Source organism: Patescibacteria group bacterium (assembly GCA_004297215.1).
In the GTDB taxonomy this organism is placed as follows: domain Bacteria; phylum Patescibacteriota; class Patescibacteriia; order UBA9934; family GWF2-40-263; genus 2-01-FULL-63-20.
The window spans coordinates 226336-244954 of the sequence record SCUM01000001.1 but is presented as its reverse complement, the minus strand read 5'-3'; the positions used below and the strand labels follow the sequence as shown (position 1 = coordinate 244954).

19 protein-coding genes are annotated in these 18619 nt (G+C 63.2%); 17 read left to right on the top strand and 2 right to left on the bottom strand.

What is annotated here, in order from left to right:
* Nucleotides 1–38 precede the first annotated feature (38 nt).
* From EPO34_01250 to EPO34_01215, 8 genes are all read left to right on the top strand, one after another.
* A complete protein-coding gene (locus EPO34_01250) occupies nt 39–476 on the top strand; it encodes a hypothetical protein (GenBank protein TAK03773.1) in 438 nt (145 codons plus the stop codon).
* Nucleotides 477–592: 116 nt separating this feature from the next.
* The gene (locus EPO34_01245; protein TAK03772.1) at nt 593–1036 is read left to right on the top strand and encodes a hypothetical protein; all 444 of its coding nucleotides are present in this window, start codon (nt 593–595) and stop codon (nt 1034–1036) included.
* A 75-nt stretch (nt 1037–1111) separates the two neighbouring features.
* Nucleotides 1112–2905, top strand: a complete 1794-nt coding sequence (locus EPO34_01240) for an elongation factor 4 (GenBank protein ID TAK03771.1) — start codon at nt 1112–1114, stop codon at nt 2903–2905.
* A gap of 42 nt (nt 2906–2947) precedes the next feature.
* Nucleotides 2948–4732: a single-stranded-DNA-specific exonuclease RecJ gene (gene recJ, locus EPO34_01235; GenBank protein TAK03770.1), complete on the top strand. Its 1785-nt coding sequence runs from the start codon at nt 2948–2950 to the stop codon at nt 4730–4732.
* Between the two features lie 72 nt (nt 4733–4804).
* Complete coding sequence (locus EPO34_01230; GenBank protein TAK03769.1) at nt 4805–5206, top strand: ribonuclease HI family protein; 402 nt, start codon at nt 4805–4807, stop codon at nt 5204–5206.
* 24 nt (nt 5207–5230) lie between these two features.
* Nucleotides 5231–6343 carry a hypothetical protein gene (locus EPO34_01225; GenBank protein ID TAK03768.1) on the top strand — a complete coding sequence of 371 codons (1113 nt, stop codon included), beginning with the start codon at nt 5231–5233 and terminating at the stop codon, nt 6341–6343.
* Nucleotides 6228–6734 (top strand): response regulator, encoded by a 507-nt coding sequence (locus EPO34_01220; protein ID TAK03767.1) that lies wholly within the window; start codon nt 6228–6230, stop codon nt 6732–6734. Before EPO34_01225 ends, EPO34_01220 begins: the two co-directional genes overlap by 116 nt.
* 303 nt (nt 6735–7037) lie before the next feature.
* The gene (locus EPO34_01215; protein TAK03766.1) at nt 7038–8093 is read left to right on the top strand and encodes a prepilin peptidase; all 1056 of its coding nucleotides are present in this window, start codon (nt 7038–7040) and stop codon (nt 8091–8093) included.
* Between the two features lie 115 nt (nt 8094–8208).
* On the opposite strand, the gene EPO34_01210 is transcribed toward EPO34_01215, so the two are convergent.
* Complete coding sequence (locus EPO34_01210) at nt 8209–9078, bottom strand: GTPase Era (GenBank protein TAK03765.1); 870 nt, start codon at nt 9076–9078, stop codon at nt 8209–8211.
* Nucleotides 9079–9179: 101 nt separating this feature from the next.
* Here EPO34_01210 and EPO34_01205 point away from each other — a divergent pair, with 101 nt between their 5' ends.
* The 3 genes from EPO34_01205 to EPO34_01195 all read left to right on the top strand — a co-directional run bounded on the left by EPO34_01205 (nt 9180) and on the right by EPO34_01195 (nt 10628).
* Nucleotides 9180–9977, top strand: coding sequence for a hypothetical protein (locus tag EPO34_01205; protein TAK03764.1), 798 nt, complete (start codon nt 9180–9182; stop codon nt 9975–9977).
* Nucleotides 9978–10146: 169 nt separating this feature from the next.
* Nucleotides 10147–10365 carry a ribbon-helix-helix protein, CopG family gene (locus tag EPO34_01200; protein ID TAK03763.1) on the top strand — a complete coding sequence of 73 codons (219 nt, stop codon included), beginning with the start codon at nt 10147–10149 and terminating at the stop codon, nt 10363–10365.
* Nucleotides 10366–10370: 5 nt separating this feature from the next.
* Nucleotides 10371–10628 carry a type II toxin-antitoxin system mRNA interferase toxin, RelE/StbE family gene (locus EPO34_01195; protein TAK03762.1) on the top strand — a complete coding sequence of 86 codons (258 nt, stop codon included), beginning with the start codon at nt 10371–10373 and terminating at the stop codon, nt 10626–10628.
* Here EPO34_01195 and rlmD read toward each other — a convergent pair.
* Nucleotides 10619–11983 (bottom strand): 23S rRNA (uracil(1939)-C(5))-methyltransferase RlmD, encoded by a 1365-nt coding sequence (rlmD, locus tag EPO34_01190; protein ID TAK03761.1) that lies wholly within the window; start codon nt 11981–11983, stop codon nt 10619–10621. The two genes, EPO34_01195 and rlmD, sit on opposite strands and share 10 nt — an antisense overlap.
* Before the next feature lie 53 nt (nt 11984–12036).
* Between rlmD and EPO34_01185 the strand changes: the two genes are divergently transcribed.
* Genes EPO34_01185 through EPO34_01160 form a run of 6 tightly spaced genes read left to right on the top strand, consistent with a single transcriptional unit; the run spans nt 12037 to nt 18614 of the window.
* Nucleotides 12037–12516, top strand: a complete 480-nt coding sequence (locus EPO34_01185; GenBank protein TAK03760.1) for a TrmH family RNA methyltransferase — start codon at nt 12037–12039, stop codon at nt 12514–12516.
* Nucleotides 12416–13246, top strand: a complete 831-nt coding sequence (locus EPO34_01180; protein ID TAK03759.1) for a glycosyltransferase — start codon at nt 12416–12418, stop codon at nt 13244–13246. Before EPO34_01185 ends, EPO34_01180 begins: the two co-directional genes overlap by 101 nt.
* Before the next feature lie 32 nt (nt 13247–13278).
* Complete coding sequence (locus EPO34_01175) at nt 13279–13839, top strand: hypothetical protein (GenBank protein ID TAK03758.1); 561 nt, start codon at nt 13279–13281, stop codon at nt 13837–13839.
* A 15-nt stretch (nt 13840–13854) separates the two neighbouring features.
* Complete coding sequence (locus EPO34_01170) at nt 13855–15117, top strand: PKD domain-containing protein (protein ID TAK03757.1); 1263 nt, start codon at nt 13855–13857, stop codon at nt 15115–15117.
* Nucleotides 14867–16738: a murein biosynthesis integral membrane protein MurJ gene (murJ, locus tag EPO34_01165; protein TAK03756.1), complete on the top strand. Its 1872-nt coding sequence runs from the start codon at nt 14867–14869 to the stop codon at nt 16736–16738. The genes EPO34_01170 and murJ overlap by 251 nt, the downstream gene beginning before the upstream one ends.
* A gap of 40 nt (nt 16739–16778) precedes the next feature.
* Nucleotides 16779–18614 (top strand): alanine--tRNA ligase, encoded by a 1836-nt coding sequence (locus tag EPO34_01160; protein ID TAK03755.1) that lies wholly within the window; start codon nt 16779–16781, stop codon nt 18612–18614.
* Nucleotides 18615–18619 lie beyond the last annotated feature (5 nt).

Sequence of the window (18619 nt, the reverse complement as noted above, 5' to 3'; positions counted from 1 at the left end):
ACGCCCGTCTCACGCGGGCGTACCATCCGCGTTGCCAAATGGAGGAAACGATGTCCGTGTTCGCGTTAGATCCTTTTTTCAAGGAAGTGGAGCGCTACGTCGAGACCGGCGACGGGTGGGCCCACCTCGACGTGCCGTTGTGGAAGGCCGAGCAGCAGGCGTTGCGCGCCGTCGAACCGCGGCGCAAGGCGGACGCCATGCTGCTCGTGGTGCGCTTCGCCGAGAGGATGGACAAGAGGTCGCAGGCGAGGAATCTCGCCAACCGGGCGTCGTACTGCCTCGAACGGCTCGACGCGAACGCGCTCGAGGCGAGGATCGAGAAGGCGCTCGAGCTCTTCGTGCGCATCGGGGCGGTCGACGCGGCCAACGACCTGGTGCCGTACATCAGGGATCCCAGGCGTCGCGCGCAGGTGGTGATGATGGACGTGCGCGTCCCGACCAAGTCCTCGATCGTGCCACGCGGCTCCATGGCCTGATGCCGCGCGCCACCACGACGCTCGCATCCTGGGTCCCAGGGTGTTTTCTTTTTCCGCGGATTGACGCTCGCGTCCGAAGCGGGTATCTTCGTGGGGCTTCAACCCAAGGAGGAAGCATGTCGAAGAACCACGGACCTTCCAAAATCCTCTCGCTCGTCGAGAGCACCCGTGCCCTGCGAGATCCCATCCGCCGCGCCGCGCGCCTCGCCAAGCTCGCCACGCAGGTCGAGCCGGGCCAGGCCGAGGCGGTGTTCGTCGCCGCGCTGGAGGAGATCGCGCGCATCCGCGACCCGTGGCTGCGCGACGCGGCCCGCGGTTTCGTCGTGGACGCGCACGTCGGGCTCGGGCAGTACGCCCAAGCGCTCGCCCTCGCGTCGAGGATGGAAAGCGCCTACCAGCGCGCGCTGTGCTACGCCGAAGTGCGTCATGCCGTGCGCTCGGACGTGGACAAGACGCTCGCGAACAGCGCGGATGCGGGCTTCGTCCTCGCCCGCGAACAGCTCGATTCGGACTCGCGTGCCGATCTCGAGCGCGCCGTACGCCTCATCGAAGAGGATTGACCCGCCGCTTCGGCCCGTCCCCGCGCCTTCGCGCCCTGGATTTCCAGGGCTTTTTCTATTAGGATGCGCGCACGTATGGTTCCCCAGTCCAAGATCCGCAACTTCTGCATCATCGCGCACATCGACCACGGGAAGTCCACGCTTTCCGACCGGCTGCTTGAGGTCACCGGGACGGTCGACAAGCGTCAGATGAAGGACCAGATGCTCGACTCCATGGACCTCGAGCGCGAACGCGGGATCACCATCAAGCTCGCTCCGGCGCGCATGACCCACAAGGGCCATATCCTCAACCTGATCGACACCCCTGGCCACGTCGATTTCAACTACGAGGTGTCGCGCTCGCTCGCGGCCGTGGAAGGCGCGGTGCTGCTCGTGGACGCCACGCAGGGCGTGCAGGCGCAGACCATCGGCAACCTGTACCTCGCGCTCGCCGAAGACCTCGTGATCATCCCGGCGCTCAACAAGATCGACATGCCCGCCGCCGACGTGCCACGGCGCATGGCCGAGCTGGTGCAGCTCATCGGATGCAAGGAGGAAGACGTGCTGCTGGTGAGCGGAAAGACGGGGCAGGGCGTTCCTGAACTTCTCGACGCCATCGTGGAGCGCGTGCCTGCGCCGGAAGGGAACCCCGCGGCGAGCGCCCGCGCGCTCGTGTTCGACTCGGCCTACGACGACTACAAGGGCGTGGTGGCGTACGTGCGCGTGGTGGACGGCGCGTTCAAGAAGGGCGACAGGATCCTGATGATGGCCAGCCGCAGCGACGGCGAGCTGCTCGACGTGGGCGCGCTGCGCCCGGGCCGCTTCGACGCCATGCCCGAGCTCGAATGCGGGCAGATCGGCTACGTCGTGACCGGGTTCAAGGACATCGCGGCCTGCCGCGTGGGCGACACGGTCACGAGCCTCAAGGTGCCGGCCACCGAGGCGCTCTCCGGGTACCGCGAGGTGCGGCCCATGGTGTTCGCCGGGCTGTTCCCCAAGGAAGGGTTCGACTTCGCGCGATTGCGCGAGGGGATGGAGCGGCTCAAGCTCAACGACGCCTCGCTCACCTACGAGCCCGAGCATTCGCCCGCGCTCGGCTACGGGTTCCGCTGCGGGTTGCTGGGCATGCTGCACATGGAGATCGTGAAGGAGCGCCTGTCGCGCGAGTTCGACATCGAGCTCGTGGTGACCGTGCCGAGCGTGGCGTACAAGGTGCTCAAGATGTCCGGGGAGACGCTCGTCGTGAAGTCCCCCTCGGAGCTTCCCGACATGTCGCACATCAAGGAGATCGAGGAGCCGTGGGTGAAGGCCGACATCGTCACGCCCAGCGACCACATCGGCGGCGTGATGCAGCTGGTCACGGATCGCCGGGGCATCTACAAGGACACCGAATACCTGTCCGAGAACCGGGTCATCCTCCACTACGAGATCCCGCTCGCCATGGTGATCGTGGATTTCTACGACAAGCTCAAGTCGGTCACCAGCGGGTACGCCAGCCTCAACTACGAGCTGATGGATTTTCGCGTCGCGGACGTCGTGAAATTGGACATCCTGGTCGCGGAAGAACCGGTCGAAGCGTTCGCGTCGCTCGTCTATCGCGACGAGGCCGACCGCGTGGGCCGCCGCATGCTCGAGAGCCTCAAGGAAAGCATCCCGGCGCAGAACTTCGTGATCAAGCTGCAGGCCGCGGTGGGCGGCAAGATCGTGGCAAGCGAGCGCATCAGCGCCATGCGCAAGGACGTCACGGCCAAGCTCTACGGCGGCGACGTCACGCGCAAGCGCAAGCTCCTCGAGAAGCAGAAGAAGGGCAAGGCCAAGATGGCCGAGTTCGGCCGCGGCTCCGTCGACATCCCGAGCGAGGCGTACATGAGCGTGCTGAAACGGGGGTAGGCAAACGGACCCGTGCGGGTCCGTTTGTGCTATCCTCGTGCCATGAAAGAGCGCGTGTGGATAACCGATCCGGCCGTGCCCGACGAGGCTCGGGCGGCATTCCCGGACGTGCATCCGGTGGCATTACGGTTGCTGTGGAACAGGGGAGTGAGGACCCAAGCCGAAATGGACGTGTTCCTGGGGCCGGATTGGAGTCGTGATGCGCACTCGCCCTCGATGTTTCGCAACATGCAAGCGGCCGTTGAGCGCGTCTTCGCGGCGCTTGAGGCCGGCGAGCGCATCACGGTCCACGGCGACTACGACGCGGACGGCGTGTGCGGCACGACCGTGCTCATGTCCACGCTGTGCGACATCTGTCGATCGTTAGGCGGACAAGGCCCCCAGGCGGACAAGGCTTTCAGGGAAAACCCTGCGGGCCTGCGGGCCTCTACCGCCTTTCAGCTCTCCTCCTATATCCCTCACCGCGAGAAGGAAGGCTACGGCCTGTCCGTCGCGACCATGGAAAAGCTTGCGGCCGAAGGGACAAAGCTGGTCATCACCGTGGACTGCGGCATTTCCAACAAGGACGCGATCGACCGGGGCCGCGAGCTGGGCGTGGACACCATCGTGTGCGATCACCATGCCGTGCCCGACGCGCTCCCGGACGCGGCCATCCTGCTGCACCCGCAAGTGCCAGGGGAGACGTATCCGAACAAGACGCTGTGCGGGACAGGAGTCGCCTTTAAGTTGGCGAGCGCGCTTATCCATGAGGCATCTAAACGTGGTGCGAGCTTCGCGGAAGGGTATGAGAAATGGCTGCTCGACCTCGTCGCCATCGCGACCGTCACGGACGTGATGCCGCTCATGGGGGAGAACCGCGTGCTCGAGACGTATGGGCTCAAAGTGCTCAACAAGACGCGGCGCGTGGGCATCCAAAAACTCCTCGAGGCGGCTGGTAACAAGGGCGGGGAGCTCGACACCGTGACCATAGGTTTTCAGATCGGACCGCGGCTGAATGCAGCTGGACGCATGGAGCACGCACGTGGCGCGGTCGAGTTGTTGCTCGAAGAAGACCCGACGCGAGCGGCCGAGCTTGCCATGCGTCTCAACGAAGTGAACGCAGATCGTCAGAAGGCGTCCGAGGCGATGTATCAGGAGGCGAAGCGTCTCGTCGGCGATCCCGGTGACACGAAGTGCGTCATCGTCTCAAGCGCCGGCTGGTCGCCGGGACTCGTCGGGCTCGTCGCGGGCAAGTTGGTGAACGATTTTTGTCGTCCGGTGTATGCGGTCGGAAAAGATGGCGAGCGTTATGTCGGCTCCGGCCGTAGCTTCGGCGGGTTCGACGTGACCGCGGCGCTTCACGCGTGCAAGGAACACCTCGATCGGTTCGGCGGGCATCCGCAGGCGTGCGGGTTTTCGGTGAGCGGGGAAGAACGGTTCGCGTTCCTCGTCGAATCGCTCCATAAGCACGCCGACGCGCACATCAAGCCGGATGACTTGCGTCCGATCCTGCGCGTGGACGCCGACCTCGACCTCGAGGACGTGGATTGGGCGTTGCTCGAGGCCGTGCAGAAACTCGAACCGTTCGGCGAGAAGAACCCGCGTCCATTGTTCGCCTCGCGCGCGACCGTCGTCGCCTTTGACACGGTCGGCGCGGACGGGAAGCATCTCCGGTTGTCGGCGCGCGGCAAGGGTGGGAGAATAGCCAAGTTCATCGGGTTCCGGTTCGGGGAATGGGTGAAGCGACTGAAACCGGGGCAGGCATTGGACGTCGCCTTCGAATTAGGCGTGAACGAGTGGAAGGGGAACCGGGAATTGCAGTTGAGGATCGTTGACTTGAAGGCGTGAAGGCCTTAGGCGGACAAGGCCTCAGGGATTACCCTTAACGCCTTCACGTCTGAGGCCTTCCTGCCTATCCGTATGAAACTCATCACCTATTCCGACGGAGGATCGCGCGGCAACCCGGGGCCGGCGTGCGGCGGCGCGGTCGTGAAGACCGCGGACGGCGAAGTGCTCGAGACGCTCTCGCGGTTCCTGGGTCGCGCCACCAACAACGTGGCGGAGTACACCGGCATCGTCATCGCGCTCGAAGCGGCCAAGCGGCATGGGGCGACGGAAGTGGAGATGCGCATGGATTCGGAACTGGCGGTGAAGCAGCTCAAGGGCGAGTATAAGGTGAAGAATCCGGACCTCGCGAAGCTGTTCATGCAGGTGCACAACCTCGCCCTCGGCTTCAAGCGCGTCACGTTCAAGCACGTGCGACGCGAGCAGAACACGGAGGCGGATGCGGCGGTGAATGCGTGTCTGGACGCGCACACCTGACCGTTGTGGTATACTGAGCCGGTTATGGCCCTGTTCGGCGCTCCGAAAAAGCAAAGTTTCCTCGGCGTGGACGTCGGCGCCGGGGGGGTCAAGGTGGTGGAGCTTTCCAACGAGAAGGGCCGCGCCACGCTGCTGACCTACGGCTATTCCGAGCGCAAGCCGGGAGAGGCCGTGGTTTCGCCGTTCGAGGACGTCAAGGGCGCCGGGGAGACGCTTGCCGAACTGTGCAAGCGCGCCGGGGTGAAGACGAACAAGGCCATGGCGGCGCTCCCGCTGTCCTCGATCTTTTCGACGATCGTGGCGGTGCCGCGGCGCAAGGACGAGAAGGAGATGAAACCGCTCATCGACGCGCAGGTGGCCAAGCTCACCCCGCTTCCCATCTCGGAGATGATCACCTATTCGACGTTCATCGATCCTCTGCAGGCGGGGAAGGCCTCAGGCACGAAGGCCGCAGGAAAAGAACAAACGGTTCCGGCTGGCAAGCCGTCCGACTACGTGCGCGTGCTCGTCACGGGCGCGGCCAAGACGCTCGTGCAGAAGTACATCGAGATCTTCCGCACGGCCAAGCTCGAGCTCCAGGCGATCGATACCGAGTCCTTCGCCCTCATCCGCAGCCTGATCGGCAAGGACAAGAGCGCGGTGCTCATCCTCGACATCGGGTTCGGGCGCACGAACATCACCGTGGTCGAGAAAGGCATCCCGTTCCTCACCAGGTCCATCAACGTGGGAGGATCGTCCGTCACGAAGAAGATCATGGAGCAGATGTCGGTGCCCGAATCGGAGGCCGAACAGATCAAGACCGACCTGGGGAACCAGCCGGCCATGCCCGGAGGCAAGCTCCCGCCCGCGGTGGAGGCTGCGATGGGACCCATCCTCCACGAGATCCAGTACGCGCTCCAGCTGTACGCGCGCATGGAGCTCACGGAGTTCAAGAAGGTGGAAAAGGTGGTGGTGACCGGCGGCAGCGCGCATCTCCCGGGCGTGCCCGAGTTCCTCTCCGCCTCGCTCAACCTGAACGTCTATCGCGGCGACCCGTGGGCGCGGGTGTCCTACCCGGCGGACCTGCGTCCGGTGCTCGACGAGATCGGACCGCGCATGGCCGTGTCGATCGGGCTCGCGATGCGCGACATCGAGTAGTGTGCCTGCCCGCAAGCGCCAGCTGCTCATCGTTGATCCGGACGCGACGTTCGCCGGCATCTACGCGCGGCGGTTCGAGGCGGCCCGGTGGGTCGCGCGCCTCGCGCCGGACGCGAAGGAGGCGCGCAAGCTCGTCGCGAAGAAGGCTCCGGACGCGATGCTCCTCGACGCCGATACGGTGCCGGAGGCGTTCGCGCTCGTCCGCGCGCTCAAGGAAGACCCGACCAGCTCCGGCATCGTCGTGGTCGCGCTCACGGCGCGCGGGGACCGCGAGCATGTGCGCGAGACGCTTGCCTGCGGCACGGACGGATACCTGCTCAAGGGCCATGTCACGCCGACGGAAACGCGCGCGCACGTGGAGCGGCTCGTAAAGGAACGGGTTAGAATGTAGGATGAAGGATGTAGGATGTAGGATACGCAAAGAAATCCTACATCCTTCATCCCACATTCTTCATCCAGACCCTATGGAGGAACGACAGCGCAAGATCATCCAGATCCTGGCCGGCCTGCTGGCGATCGGCCTCATCGGCGCGTTCGCCGCGGTCGAGGTGAACGCGGCTCGCGCGCAGGCGCGGGACGCCGTGCGTCTTTCTAACGTTCGCCAGGTCCAGGCGGCCATGGAGAATTACTTCAACCAGAAGAACGCCTACCCGCCGGGAGGGGAAGGGATCGCGCTGGGCGTGCTTGAGACCGGATGTTTGGGCGAAGAGGGGTTCGCCGCCTCCTGCGCCGGCGCCACGTTCCTGCGCAGGGTCCCGGCCACGGTCGTCAAGGGGCTCGATGGCCTGGCCTCCTGCGCCGGCGAGGCGGATGCGTTGTGCTACCTCTCCATCCGGGAAGATTCCACGTACCGCATCCAATTCGAGCTCGAAGGGAATTGGCCCGAGGCCGGCCTCGCGAAGGGCCTCAACTGCGCGAGTCCGGACGGGCTCTCGGCCGGCGCCTGCCGCCTCTAGCTATGATGATGGGCGCGCTCTTGGCCTTCGTCATCGGGCTCTCGGTCGGGAGCTTCCTCAACGTGGTCATCCTGCGCACGAACGCCGGGAGTTCTTTTGGCGGGCGTTCGCGTTGCCTGTCCTGCCAGGCGCAAATCGCCCCAAAGGACCTGATCCCGGTCTTGAGCTTCATCGCGCTGCGCGGCAAGTGCCGAAGCTGCGGCGAGCGCATCTCCTGGCAGTACCCGCTGGTGGAATTCGGCACCGGGCTGCTGTTTTTCGTCTTTTACCTCCGGTTCATGTACGGATTCGGCTTGCCGCCGGAGCTTTCCCCGATGCAGTCGGTGGCGTTCTTCCTGCGCGACCTGGCGTTCGTCACCTCCCTGATGCTCCTGTTCGTCTACGACCTCAAGTATTACCTCATCCTGGATCGGTTCACGGTCCCGGCCATGGCGATCGCGTTCGCCTTCAACGTGTGGGTTGGCACCTTCCATCCGTACGATCTCCTGTCGGGAGGGCTGATCCTGGGCGGATTCTTCCTGGCCCAATACCTGTTCTCCAAAGGCCGCTGGATCGGCGGCGGGGACATCCGCCTGGGCGTGCTCATGGGATTCATGCTCGGCTGGAAGGACGCGCTGGGCGCCCTGTTCATCGCCTATGCCCTGGGTGCCGTCGTGGGGCTCTTCCTCATCCAGCGCGAGAAGGCGGCCTGGCAGACGCAGGTCCCGTTCGGCACGTTCCTTACCCTGGCAACGCTCGTGATGCTGCTGTTCGGACGACCGATCCTCACGTGGTACATGGGGTTTTTTGGGTGAAAAACTTGAAACTTTGAAACGATGAAAAAAGACGAAGCGGTTTATCCGTTTCGCCTTTTCAAAAGTTTTCACGTTTCCTTTCAAGATTTCAAGTTTTCACGTTTCAAGTTTTCGCTCACTCCATCCTGTCCACCCAATGCGGGTCCGTGTCCACGTTCAGGTCCAGGAACACTTTCGTCTGCATCACGGCCTCCAGCTCATGCCGCGTGCTGCTTCCGATCTCCTTGATGCCCTGGCCGCGCGCGCCGATGATCATGCGCTTGTAGCGCTCCTCCGTGGTGTAGACGGTCGCCTTGACGTACATCGTCCCGTCCTCGCGGCGCTCCAGCTCTTCCACCTCCACGTGCGTGGAGTAAGGCACTTCCTCGCGTAGGCGCAGGAACAGCTTCTCGCGGATGAGCTCGGCCACCCAGCGCTCGCTCGGCATGTTGGTGAGCTGGCCTTCCGGATAATACGGTTCGCCCTCCGGCAGCTTCTCGAACACCGCCGCGAGCAGCGCATCAAGGCCCTTGCCGGTCTTGCCGGATACCTCGAACGTCCCGTCGTAGAGCCCCTGAAGGTCGTCGTAATAGTCCTGGAATTCCCGTTCGCCCTCGGGCAGGTCCATCTTGTTGATCACGAGGAACTTGGGTTTCGTCACGTCCTCGAGCATGCGCATCACGGCCTTTTCCTCGTCCCCGATGTGACGGGTGGGGTCCACGACATACAGCACCACGTCGATGTCGCGCAGCGAGTCCTTTGCCGACTTGGTCATCCGCTGGGTGAGGGAATCGCGGGACTTCTGGATGATCCCCGGCGTGTCCACGAACACCACCTGTCCTTCCGGACGCGAAACGATGCCCTGAACGGGCAGGCGGGTGGTTTGCGGCTTTGGCGTGGTGATGGCCACCTTGGAGCCAACGAGTTCGTTCAAGATCGTGGATTTCCCCACGTTGGAGCGCCCCACCATCACGGCGAACCCGGATTTCTTCTGCGTTTCAGCCATAAATTACGCGTAGGCTAGCAGAGGATTGACATTTTGGCAAGATTGAGCTATTTTACGCGTGTCCAACTGGACCCGTGCGACATCCGTCGTGTGGTCATGCCATGCCCGGAGAAGCGAACGTGGGAACACCTGCGCGCTTCCGAACGGTAAAGAGGTGCATCGTGGCGAAAGCGTCCATTCCAAACCAGATCATCGAACTGCTCCAGCAGTTCAACGCTGGCCGAATCACGCCGGCGCATATTCAGGCGCTCCTCGAGATGCCTGATGAGATGCTCGGCATCCTTGCGAAATCACGTGGCAGGCCGTCCAAAAAGGAGAATGACGAATATCTGCTGCTTGCCGACGGAGACCGCTTCCTGAAGGCGTATCCCGATGGGGCCGTCGCCACGGTGGTGACGGGGGAAGTGAATGGCGTGCCGTTCGATGTCGAGAAAGTCCTGCCAGACGGTTGGTGGGGCAACGGATTCATTGTGCAACGCGGCGGACAATCGTTCCTCATCACGAACGGGACATTGAGCGAACCGTTCAGACGCGATTCGATCACGTTGTATCAAGAATACGGCATCATCGCTGCGATCCTCGAGCCGAATGAATTATTCCTTATCGGAGACGGCTGGAGGATTGGGCCGTTCCATCCGGACAATCACATTAAATCGGTACGGACATTTGCCGGTCACACCTTTATCTTTTTGAGAGAAGGCATTCACGTGACTATAGTGGCTGATGGAAAGATTTACGGTCCTTATGGGGACGTAGGAGACACGTTTCCGACAGTGGAATTCGAGCATGACGAGGAGAACGGCCAAATACATTGGTCCTTCGACGTCTACCCTGCCTTCTGCCATTTGCCTGGTGGCAAAGTAATTCGGGTTCGCGATGGGGTTGAATCACCTCTTTGACGTCCGACTGTCTCAACGGCTTCCCGACTCGGGAGCTGTTTTTTTATTTCCTCACCAGCTTGAACGCGCCCTCTACATGCGGCGTGTTCGGGAACAGGTCGAGGGTGGCGGCGATTTGACGGAGCCTGCCCGATGACATACTGTAATACATATTATTACAGCCTTGGATATGCGCAACGTCGTGAACATCTCTTTGCCCGCGGAACTGAACGCGGTCGTGGACCGGGAGGTGAAGGGGAAGCACTATGCTTCGAAAAGCGAGTTTTTCAGGCACCTGCTCCGTGATTGGATGGCCGGACGGTTGCTGGTTGACCTGCAGGAAGGCGAGAAGGAATTCACGGCAGGCAAGGCGAAGAAGCTGAAAAAGATCGATGAACTTTGGGCCTAGGGACTGTGGAAGTCAGCTATACCTCCAGGTTCGCGCGCGAAGCGAAGAAGCTGCCGGCATCGCTTCGTTCCATCGTGAAAGACCGCGTCGAGCGTTTCTTGGTTGACCCGTTCGAGCCTACACTCAAGACGCATAAATTGACCGGCAGACTCCAGGAATATTGGTCGTTCTCGATTAATTTTCGTTATCGGATCATCTTTCGGCTCATCGACCGGCATCATGCACTTTTCCATTCGATCGGCGACCATTCCATTTATGATTGACGACGGACGAGTTTGAACACGCACTCCACGTGCGGCGTCTGCGGGAATAGGTCGAGGGCGGTGGCGGAGTCGAGGACGTACTTATCGCCGAGCTTCGTGAATTCCTGGATAAAACGCGTATAACTGCAGGATACGTACACAAGGACTGGAGGCGCGGCCTCAAGGATCGTTTCGATTACCTTCGGGTGCATCCCGGCGCGCGGTGGGTCGAGGATCACCACGTCCGGCGCGTAGCCTTTCCAGTCGAACGCTTCGGCGGATGAGGCGAAATATTCGGCAGTTATCCCGTTCGCGACCGCATTCTCCTTCGCACACTCAATAGCCTCAGCCGACAGCTCGATGCCGATCACTCGCGCTACCTCCCCCTTGGAAAGGGGGAGCATGAGGGGGTCGCGCGCCAGCGCCAGCGAGAAGAATCCTGACCCGCAGTACAGATCAAGCAGCGTCTTGCCCGACAGGTCGCCGCAGAAATCACGGACCGTGTCTTGCAGCTTCGCGGCCATCACCGTGTTGGTCTGGAAAAAGGCGTTGGGCGTGATCTTGTAGGAGACGCCGTTCACCCGTTCGTGGATCCACGGGTTGCCTTTGAGCGGGATGATCTCGTGGGCGATCGAAAGGTCCGTCAGATGCGGGTTGATGCCCCAGATGACGGACGTCGCCAGATTGTCGAGAAGAGCGGGGAGTTCTTGAAGAGCTTGATGAGCTTGGGGAGCTTCAGGTCGAGCGGTGACGATCATTACCATGCGCTCGCCCGTGTTCTTTCCCTCGCGTATGACGAGGTAGCGGAAGAATCCCGTTTGTGTCTTCGCGTCCCAGAAGGGCAGACCCGTCTTTCGTGTCCATTCACGGACGCGTCTCGTCACCTCGACGGACTCTTCAGAAAGGAGATAACAGGTTTCCAGATCGAGCGTGGCCCACCACTTGTTGGGCTGCTTGAGCCCGAGCTCCCCGTTGCGACCGAACACGTAATCCATCCGATTGCGGTAGTACAGCGGGTCCGGGCAGGGCATCACGGAAGAGACGGGACATGTAAGGCCGGCCTTCTCGAAGGCGTCACGGATGCCAGCAAGCTTTTCGGCGAGCTGGCGCTCGTAGCCCATGTGCTGCCATTTGCATCCGCCGCAGGTGCCGGCATACGGGCAGGTCGGTTTGACGCGATCCAGCGACGCTTCGGCCACGGACTGAAGTTCCGCGCGCACGCCTTCCTTCGCCCGCTTGAACGGGAGCGCCGTGATCGTCTCGCCAGGAATCGTGTTGTAGATGAAATACGGCTTTCCTTCGGCACGCGAAATCTCCCCGCTGCCGTCATGCGCGAGACGTTCGATCTTGCCGCTTATCGGTTGATATAATTTCACAAAAAAGACATCCTACACCTTTACAACCCTTACAACCCTTCAAACCTTTCCCCATGTTCCTCATCGCCCACGACATCCGCAGCCTCCATAACGTCGGTTCCATCTTTCGGAGCGCCGATGCCTTTGGCGTGGAGAAATTGTACCTTACCGGATACACCGGGACTCCGCCAAGGAATGAGATCGCGAAGACGGCTTTGGGAAGTCAGGACCGTATGCCGTGGGAAAAGCGGGAAGACGTGCTGGCGCTCATCGTGGAATTGAAGGGAAAGGGGATGACGGTCGTCGCGCTCGACAATCGCGAAGGGGCAGTTGACCTATCTGTCTTTGCGAGGACCCTGAGCTTGTCGAAGGGGACGAAGCAATCTCCCGGTCTCGCCCTGATCCTGGGCAGCGAGGTGGAAGGCGTCCCCAAAGAAGTCGTTGCGGCTTGCGATGCGACCGTGGAAATCCCGCTTCCTGGCGCCAAACGGTCGCTCAACGTGGCCGTGGCGACAGGGGTCGCGTTGTTTGTCCTTGGACGCAAAATCGGCTAGGATGGGTGGTAGTGTGCTGACCATCGTCATCCCCGCCAAAGACGAAGAGACTTACCTGCCGCGCCTTCTCGCGTCCATCCGTCGCCAGACGCTTCAGCCTGCCGAAATCATCGTGGCGGACGCGTTTTCGACCGATCGAACGCGAGAGGTCGCGGTTTCGTTTGGCGCGCGCGTGGTGGATGGCGGCATGCCAGGTCCCGGACGCAATCGCGGCGCCGCGCATGCATCCACCGAGCTCATCCTGTTCCTCGACGCCGACGTGGAGCTTGATGACCCGACGTTCCTCGAGCAGGCCGTCGCGTGCATGCGAGACCGCAAGCTCGACCTCGCCACATGCGACGTGTTCCCCCTTTCCGACGCCCCACTCGACCATGTGATGCACGGCGCCTATAACCGCTACGTCCGCGCCCTCGGCAAGGCGTTCCCGCATGCGCCCGGGTTCTGCCTGCTCGTACGCAGGTCGCTCCATGACGCGATCGGCGGGTTCGACGAGAGCGTCACGTTCTGCGAAGACCACGACTACGCGCGCCGTGGCGCGCGCGCGGGCTCGTTCGGGTTCCTGCCGTTCAAGGTGCCGGTGTCCGTGCGCCGGCTCGACCGCGACGGACGCGTGAACATCGCGCTCAAGTTCATGCTGGCCGAGCTGCACCTGGCCACGCTCGGGCCGATCAAGCACGACCTGTTCAACTATTCGTTCGGGCATGGAAAGGCGGGAAGGCCGCAGGCGTGAAGGCTTCAGGGATTCCTGAGGCATCGAGACGTATGAAAATCCCGATCATCGTCCATCATCGGCACGTCCACCTGTCGCAAAAGGACATGGACGCGTTGTTCGGCTCGAAGCTCGCGCCGATCGCCGAGCTCGGCCATAAGGGACAGCACGTGTTCAAGGAGACGGTCGCGGTGATCGGCGAGCAGGGGATCCTCGAGCATGTGCGCGTGCTGGGCCCGGCGCGCGAGTCCACGCAGCTCGAGCTGTCGCCCGTGGAGGCCGCGGCGCTCGGGGTGGATGCGCCGGTGCGCGCGAGCGGCGAGCTTTCGGGCGCCGCCACGGTCACGCTCCGCGGGCCGCACGGCCAGGTCCGGCGCAAATGCGCCATCATCCCCATCCGGCACCTGCATGCGAACGGCGCGGACGCCACACGGCTGGGGGTGAAGGACGGAGACGTGGTCACGCTCGAACTCTACAAGACGGGGGCGCACGTCGAGCATGTCCTGGTGCGCGTGCATCCAAGTTTTGCCCTCGAATGCCACCTCTCTCCCGACGAGGCGGCCGAACTGTGGGTAACCGCGGGTGACCGGGCCTCCGTCCGCAAGGTCGGATAGTGGTATCATGTGGCTATGTTCCGCCGTTTCCTCATCATCCTCGCGCTGACCCTCGCCCCCGTCGCCGCCCTCTGTGCGACGAACGATTTGAGCATCCGATCGAGCGACATTTCCTTCTCCGTGAAGACGCTGGTGGCCGGGGATCGCATCCGGTTGTATGCGCAGGTCCGCAACGTGGGGACGGAGGACATGAGCGGATACGTGTCGTTCTTCCAGGGGTCCATCCCGGTCGGCGACAGCCAGGTGATATCGGTGCGGGCCGACGGCGTGCCCGAGGACGTGTTCGTGGACTTCACCGTCCCGGCGGGGTCGTTCAACATCCGCGCCGAGATCAAGGGGACCGATCCGCAGGATACGAACGCCGGCAATGACGTCGCCATCACCGGGCTGTTCACCCCGATCGCGGACCAGGACCACGACGCGGTCGTGGACGAGAAGGACAATTGCGTTTCCAAGAAGAACGCGGACCAGAAGGACACGGATAAGGACGGGCAGGGGGACGCCTGCGACGAGGACGACGACGATGACGGCCTTTCCGACGACGTGGAAAGGGAAATCGGCACCAGCCCGCTCAAGAAGGATACCGATGGCGACGGCGTGTCCGACAAGGACGACGTGTTCCCGACCGATCCGACCAGGACGAAGGAGCCGCCTCCAGCCCCCGCGCCCGCCCCGGCCCCCGCGCCGGCAAAACCGGCCCCCGTCGCATCCGCTCCGGCGCCTGTCGAGGCGGCCGTCACTTCAGAAACGCCGCCGCCGGAACCCCCCGTCGAACCGACGGCAGAGGACACAGGACGGCCCGATGGAGACGTCGGGATGATTTCCGCCGTGTTCAGCACGGATCGCCTGGATTGGAACCGTTTCGCCGTGAAGGCGCTCACTCCCGACCTGCCCGGCTATCGGTTTCAGTGGGATTTCGGCGACGGGGTCACGTCAAACCAATACGCCCTCGAACATGCGTACGCCGCCTCCGGCAGCTACCGCATCCGCCTTAGCGTGACCGATCCTGACGGTCGGGAGACCAAGGATGAGACGCAGGTCCAGGTGCCGTTCTTCAGCCTGGGGAATCCGATCATGCAAGGGGCCGTGGCCTTGCTCTGCGTGCTGCTTCTGTGCGGGCTGTTCACCCTCGTGCGCACCACCTTCGCGGTGCATAAGGAACGGGATTACGAGCTGGCGATCGACCTGCCCGAGGCGATCCGTCCGAAGGAGGTCCCAGAAGCGCCACGGGGGGAGACGGGAAAGGGAAAGAGGCTCTCCGTCCGCCGCGAGGATTGATGTGCTCAAGTTCCTGAACGCCGAGTCAAAATCGATCGTGGGCGCCGCCACCGTGGTCGGCGTCCTTTCGTTCGCGAGCCGCTTCCTCGGTCTCATCCGAGACCGCGTCCTTGCCGGCGAATTCGGCGCCGGGGACACGCTCGACGCGTACTACGCGGCGTTCAAGGTGCCGGACCTCCTGTTCGCCCTGATCGTGGTGGGGTCCTTGTCCGCCGGATTCATCCCGTTGTTCACCTCGTACTGGGGGAATCCTCTCGCGCATGAGCGCGCGTGGCGGCTCACCTCGCACGTGCTTGCCGTGGTCGTGGTCGGGATGGGACTGGTCGCGCTCGTGGCCGCCGCGCTCGCGAACCCGCTCGCCGCGCTCGTCGCGCCTGGATTCGCGCCGCAGAAGCAGCTGATGGTCGCCGGACACATGCGCGTGATGTTGCTCGCGCAGGCCATCCTTTCGTTTTCGATCGTGTTCGGGAGCGCCTTGCAGGGGATGAAGCGGTTCGTGCTCTACGCGAGCGCGCCCGTGCTCTATAACCTGGGAATCATCGTCGGCGCCGTGACGCTCGCGCGCTCCATCGGGCCCATCGGGCTTGCGTGGGGCGTGGTGCTGGGGGCCCTGCTGCACGCACTCGTGCAGGGGATCGGGGTATGGAACGCCGGATGGCGGCCCGCGTTCAAGCGGCCGATCCTGGACAGGGACGCGCGCGAGGTGTTCCGCCTCACCGCTCCGCGCATGATCGGGATCGCCGTCGCGCAGCTCACGTTCGTGGCGCTCGCGGGAATCGCGTCCACGCTCAGCGAAGGATCGGTGACCGTGTTCCAGTTCGCCTACAACATCCAGTTCTTCCCGGTGGGGATCGTGGGCGTGTCCTTCGCCATCGCCGCGTTCCCATCGCTTGCCGAGCACGCGGCCAGGAAGGAGGACGATCGGTTCGTGGAGACGTTCGCGACGTCCGTGCGCCAGATGCTGTTCTTCATCGTCCCGCTCACCGCGCTGTTCCTGGTCGTGCGCGCCCAGGTGGTGCGCGTCGTGGTAGGCGCCGGGGCGTTCGATTGGCCCGCGACCATCGTCACGGCGGATACGCTCGCGTTCTTCGCGTTGTCTTTCGTCCCGCAATCGCTCGTGTATCTCCTTTCACGCGCGTTCTTCGCCCTGCACGACACGGCGACTCCGCTTGTCGCCGGCATCATGTCCGGCATCCTGGGAATCGTGACCGCCTTCTGGCTCACCGGCCCCTTCGGGGTCACGGGGCTCGCCATGGCGTTCTCGCTCGCGTCATTCGCGAACGCGGCGCTCCTGTGGGCCACGCTGCGCGGGCGCGTGGGGACGCTGGGCGAGGCGAGCATGTTCCCCTCGCTCGTCCGTATCGCGCTCGCGTCCATGGTCGCCTCCGCCGTGATGCAGGCCACCAAGCCGCTCGTGCTCTCCCTGTTCTCGATTGACACCTTCTTCGGCGTGTTCGGCCAGGGATTCATCGCCGGCGGACTCGGGCTCGCGGCGTACGTGGCGATCTGTCGGCTCCTGCGCACGCGCGAGCTTCACGACCTCATGGAAGGGATGCGTCGTAAGGTATTGCGCAAGGCCGCCCCCGAGGAGGCCATCCCGCCCGCCGAAGGGACGGCGTGAAGTTGATTCCGGACCGCGAATCCTGCATGATGCCGTCGATATGACCTCTGCCCAGATCCGGTCTAAATTCCTCGAGTTCTTCCGTTCCAAGGGCCACACCGTGATCCCGTCGGCTTCGCTCGTTCCGGAAAATGATCCCACGGTGCTGTTCACTACGGCCGGGATGCATCCGCTCGTGCCGTACCTGTTGGGCGAGGCGCATCCAGGGGGAAAGCGACTTGCAGACGTGCAGAAGTGCGTGCGCACTGGCGACATAGACGACGTGGGAGACAACCGGCACCTCACCTTCTTCGAGATGCTCGGCAACTGGTCGCTGGGCGACTACTTCAAGCAAGAAGCGATCGCCTGGAGCTTCGAGTTCCTCACGGGAAAGGAATGGCTCGGGCTCGATCCCAAGCGCCTGTACGTTTCGGTATTCGAAGGCGACCAGGACGCGCCGCGCGACGACGAGTCCATCGGCTTTTGGCAGGCGGCGTTCAAGACGGCCGGCATCGACGCGAAACTCGGCGAACGGATCTTTTCGTACCCGAAGAAGCAGAACTGGTGGGGACCGGCCGGCATCACCGGCCCGTGCGGCCCGGACACCGAGATGTACTATGACACGGGCCGAATGCACGATCCGACCTTTGGTGCCACCTGCCATCCTGCCTGCGATTGCGGCCGGTTCATCGAGATCTGGAACGACGTGTTCATGCAGTACGAGAAGACGGCCGACGGGAAATTCGTGCCGCTGCGCCAGCGCAACGTGGATACCGGCATGGGCCTTGAGCGCATCACCGCGGTGCTGAACGGCTTTGACAACGTGTTCGAGACCGACCTGTTCGCGCCCATCGCCAAGGCGCTCGAGGAGATGTCCGGCAAGGCGTATGCGAGCGATGCCGGGCGTTCCATGCGCATCGTGGCCGACCATGCGCGCACGGCCATGTTCATGATCGCCGACGGCATCATCCCATCCAACAAGGACCAGGGATACGTGCTCCGACGGTTGATACGTCGGAGCGTGCGCCATGGCCTGTCGCTCAGCCTGCACGGCGCGTTCCTCGGCAAGCTGTACGACGTGATCGTCGAAACCTTCGACGGGGCCTATCCGGCGCTTTTCGATCAGAAGGCGCGCCTGGTCGACGAGCTCACCAAGGAGGAGGAGAAGTTCGGGCGCACGCTCGAAAAGGGGCTCCGGGAGTTCGAGAAGCTGTTTGCCAGGGAAGGGAAGGTCACGGGCGACGACGCGTTCGTCCTGTATTCCACCTACGGGTTTCCGCTCGAGCTTACCGAGGAGCTCGCCAAGGACAAGGGCCAGAACGTAGACCGTGCCGCGTTCGAGGCGGAGTTTAGGAAGCATCAGGACCTCTCGCGCGCCGGCGCCGAACAGAAATTCACCGGCGGGCTCGCGGACAGCAGCGCGGAGTGCGCGCGCCTTCACACGGCCACGCATCTCCTTCATCAGGCGTTGCGCGAGGTGCTCGGACCGCACGTCGCGCAGAAGGGGAGCAACATCACGCGCGAGCGGCTGCGGTTCGATTTCTCGCACCCCGAGAAGATGACAACGGAGCAGGTGAGGCGCGTCGAGGAGATCGTGAACGACGCCATCCGACGTGACCTCCCCGTGCGCTATGAGATCCTGGACATCGAGGAGGCCAAGCGCCGAGGCGCCATCGGCCTGTTCGAGGACAAGTACGCAGAGCTCGGCGGGAAGATCAAGGTGTATTTCGTCGGGGACCAAGCGCAAGGGGGTGTAGCGAGCGCGGAAGTTTGCGGCGGCCCCCATGTCGAGCATACGGGCGAGCTCAAGGCCTTTACCATCCAAAAGGAGGAGGCAGTGGCTTCCGGAGTCCGGCGCATCAAGGCGACCGTATCAGCTAATGAATCGCTGAAATAAGCGGA

Coding starts and splice junctions, on each gene's coding strand:
- EPO34_01250 (TAK03773.1), top strand. CDS start 39: ATGGAGGAAACGATGTCCGTGTTCGCGTTAGATCCTTTTTTCAAGGAA.
- EPO34_01245 (TAK03772.1), top strand. CDS start 593: ATGTCGAAGAACCACGGACCTTCCAAAATCCTCTCGCTCGTCGAGAGC.
- EPO34_01240 (TAK03771.1), top strand. CDS start 1,112: ATGGTTCCCCAGTCCAAGATCCGCAACTTCTGCATCATCGCGCACATC.
- recJ (TAK03770.1), top strand. CDS start 2,948: ATGAAAGAGCGCGTGTGGATAACCGATCCGGCCGTGCCCGACGAGGCT.
- EPO34_01230 (TAK03769.1), top strand. CDS start 4,805: ATGAAACTCATCACCTATTCCGACGGAGGATCGCGCGGCAACCCGGGG.
- EPO34_01225 (TAK03768.1), top strand. CDS start 5,231: ATGGCCCTGTTCGGCGCTCCGAAAAAGCAAAGTTTCCTCGGCGTGGAC.
- EPO34_01215 (TAK03766.1), top strand. CDS start 7,038: ATGTTTGGGCGAAGAGGGGTTCGCCGCCTCCTGCGCCGGCGCCACGTT.
- EPO34_01210 (TAK03765.1), bottom strand. CDS start 9,078: ATGGCTGAAACGCAGAAGAAATCCGGGTTCGCCGTGATGGTGGGGCGC.
- EPO34_01205 (TAK03764.1), top strand. CDS start 9,180: ATGCCCGGAGAAGCGAACGTGGGAACACCTGCGCGCTTCCGAACGGTA.
- EPO34_01200 (TAK03763.1), top strand. CDS start 10,147: ATGCGCAACGTCGTGAACATCTCTTTGCCCGCGGAACTGAACGCGGTC.
- EPO34_01185 (TAK03760.1), top strand. CDS start 12,037: ATGTTCCTCATCGCCCACGACATCCGCAGCCTCCATAACGTCGGTTCC.
- EPO34_01180 (TAK03759.1), top strand. CDS start 12,416: ATGCGACCGTGGAAATCCCGCTTCCTGGCGCCAAACGGTCGCTCAACG.
- EPO34_01175 (TAK03758.1), top strand. CDS start 13,279: ATGAAAATCCCGATCATCGTCCATCATCGGCACGTCCACCTGTCGCAA.
- EPO34_01170 (TAK03757.1), top strand. CDS start 13,855: ATGTTCCGCCGTTTCCTCATCATCCTCGCGCTGACCCTCGCCCCCGTC.
- murJ (TAK03756.1), top strand. CDS start 14,867: ATGAGACGCAGGTCCAGGTGCCGTTCTTCAGCCTGGGGAATCCGATCA.
- EPO34_01160 (TAK03755.1), top strand. CDS start 16,779: ATGACCTCTGCCCAGATCCGGTCTAAATTCCTCGAGTTCTTCCGTTCC.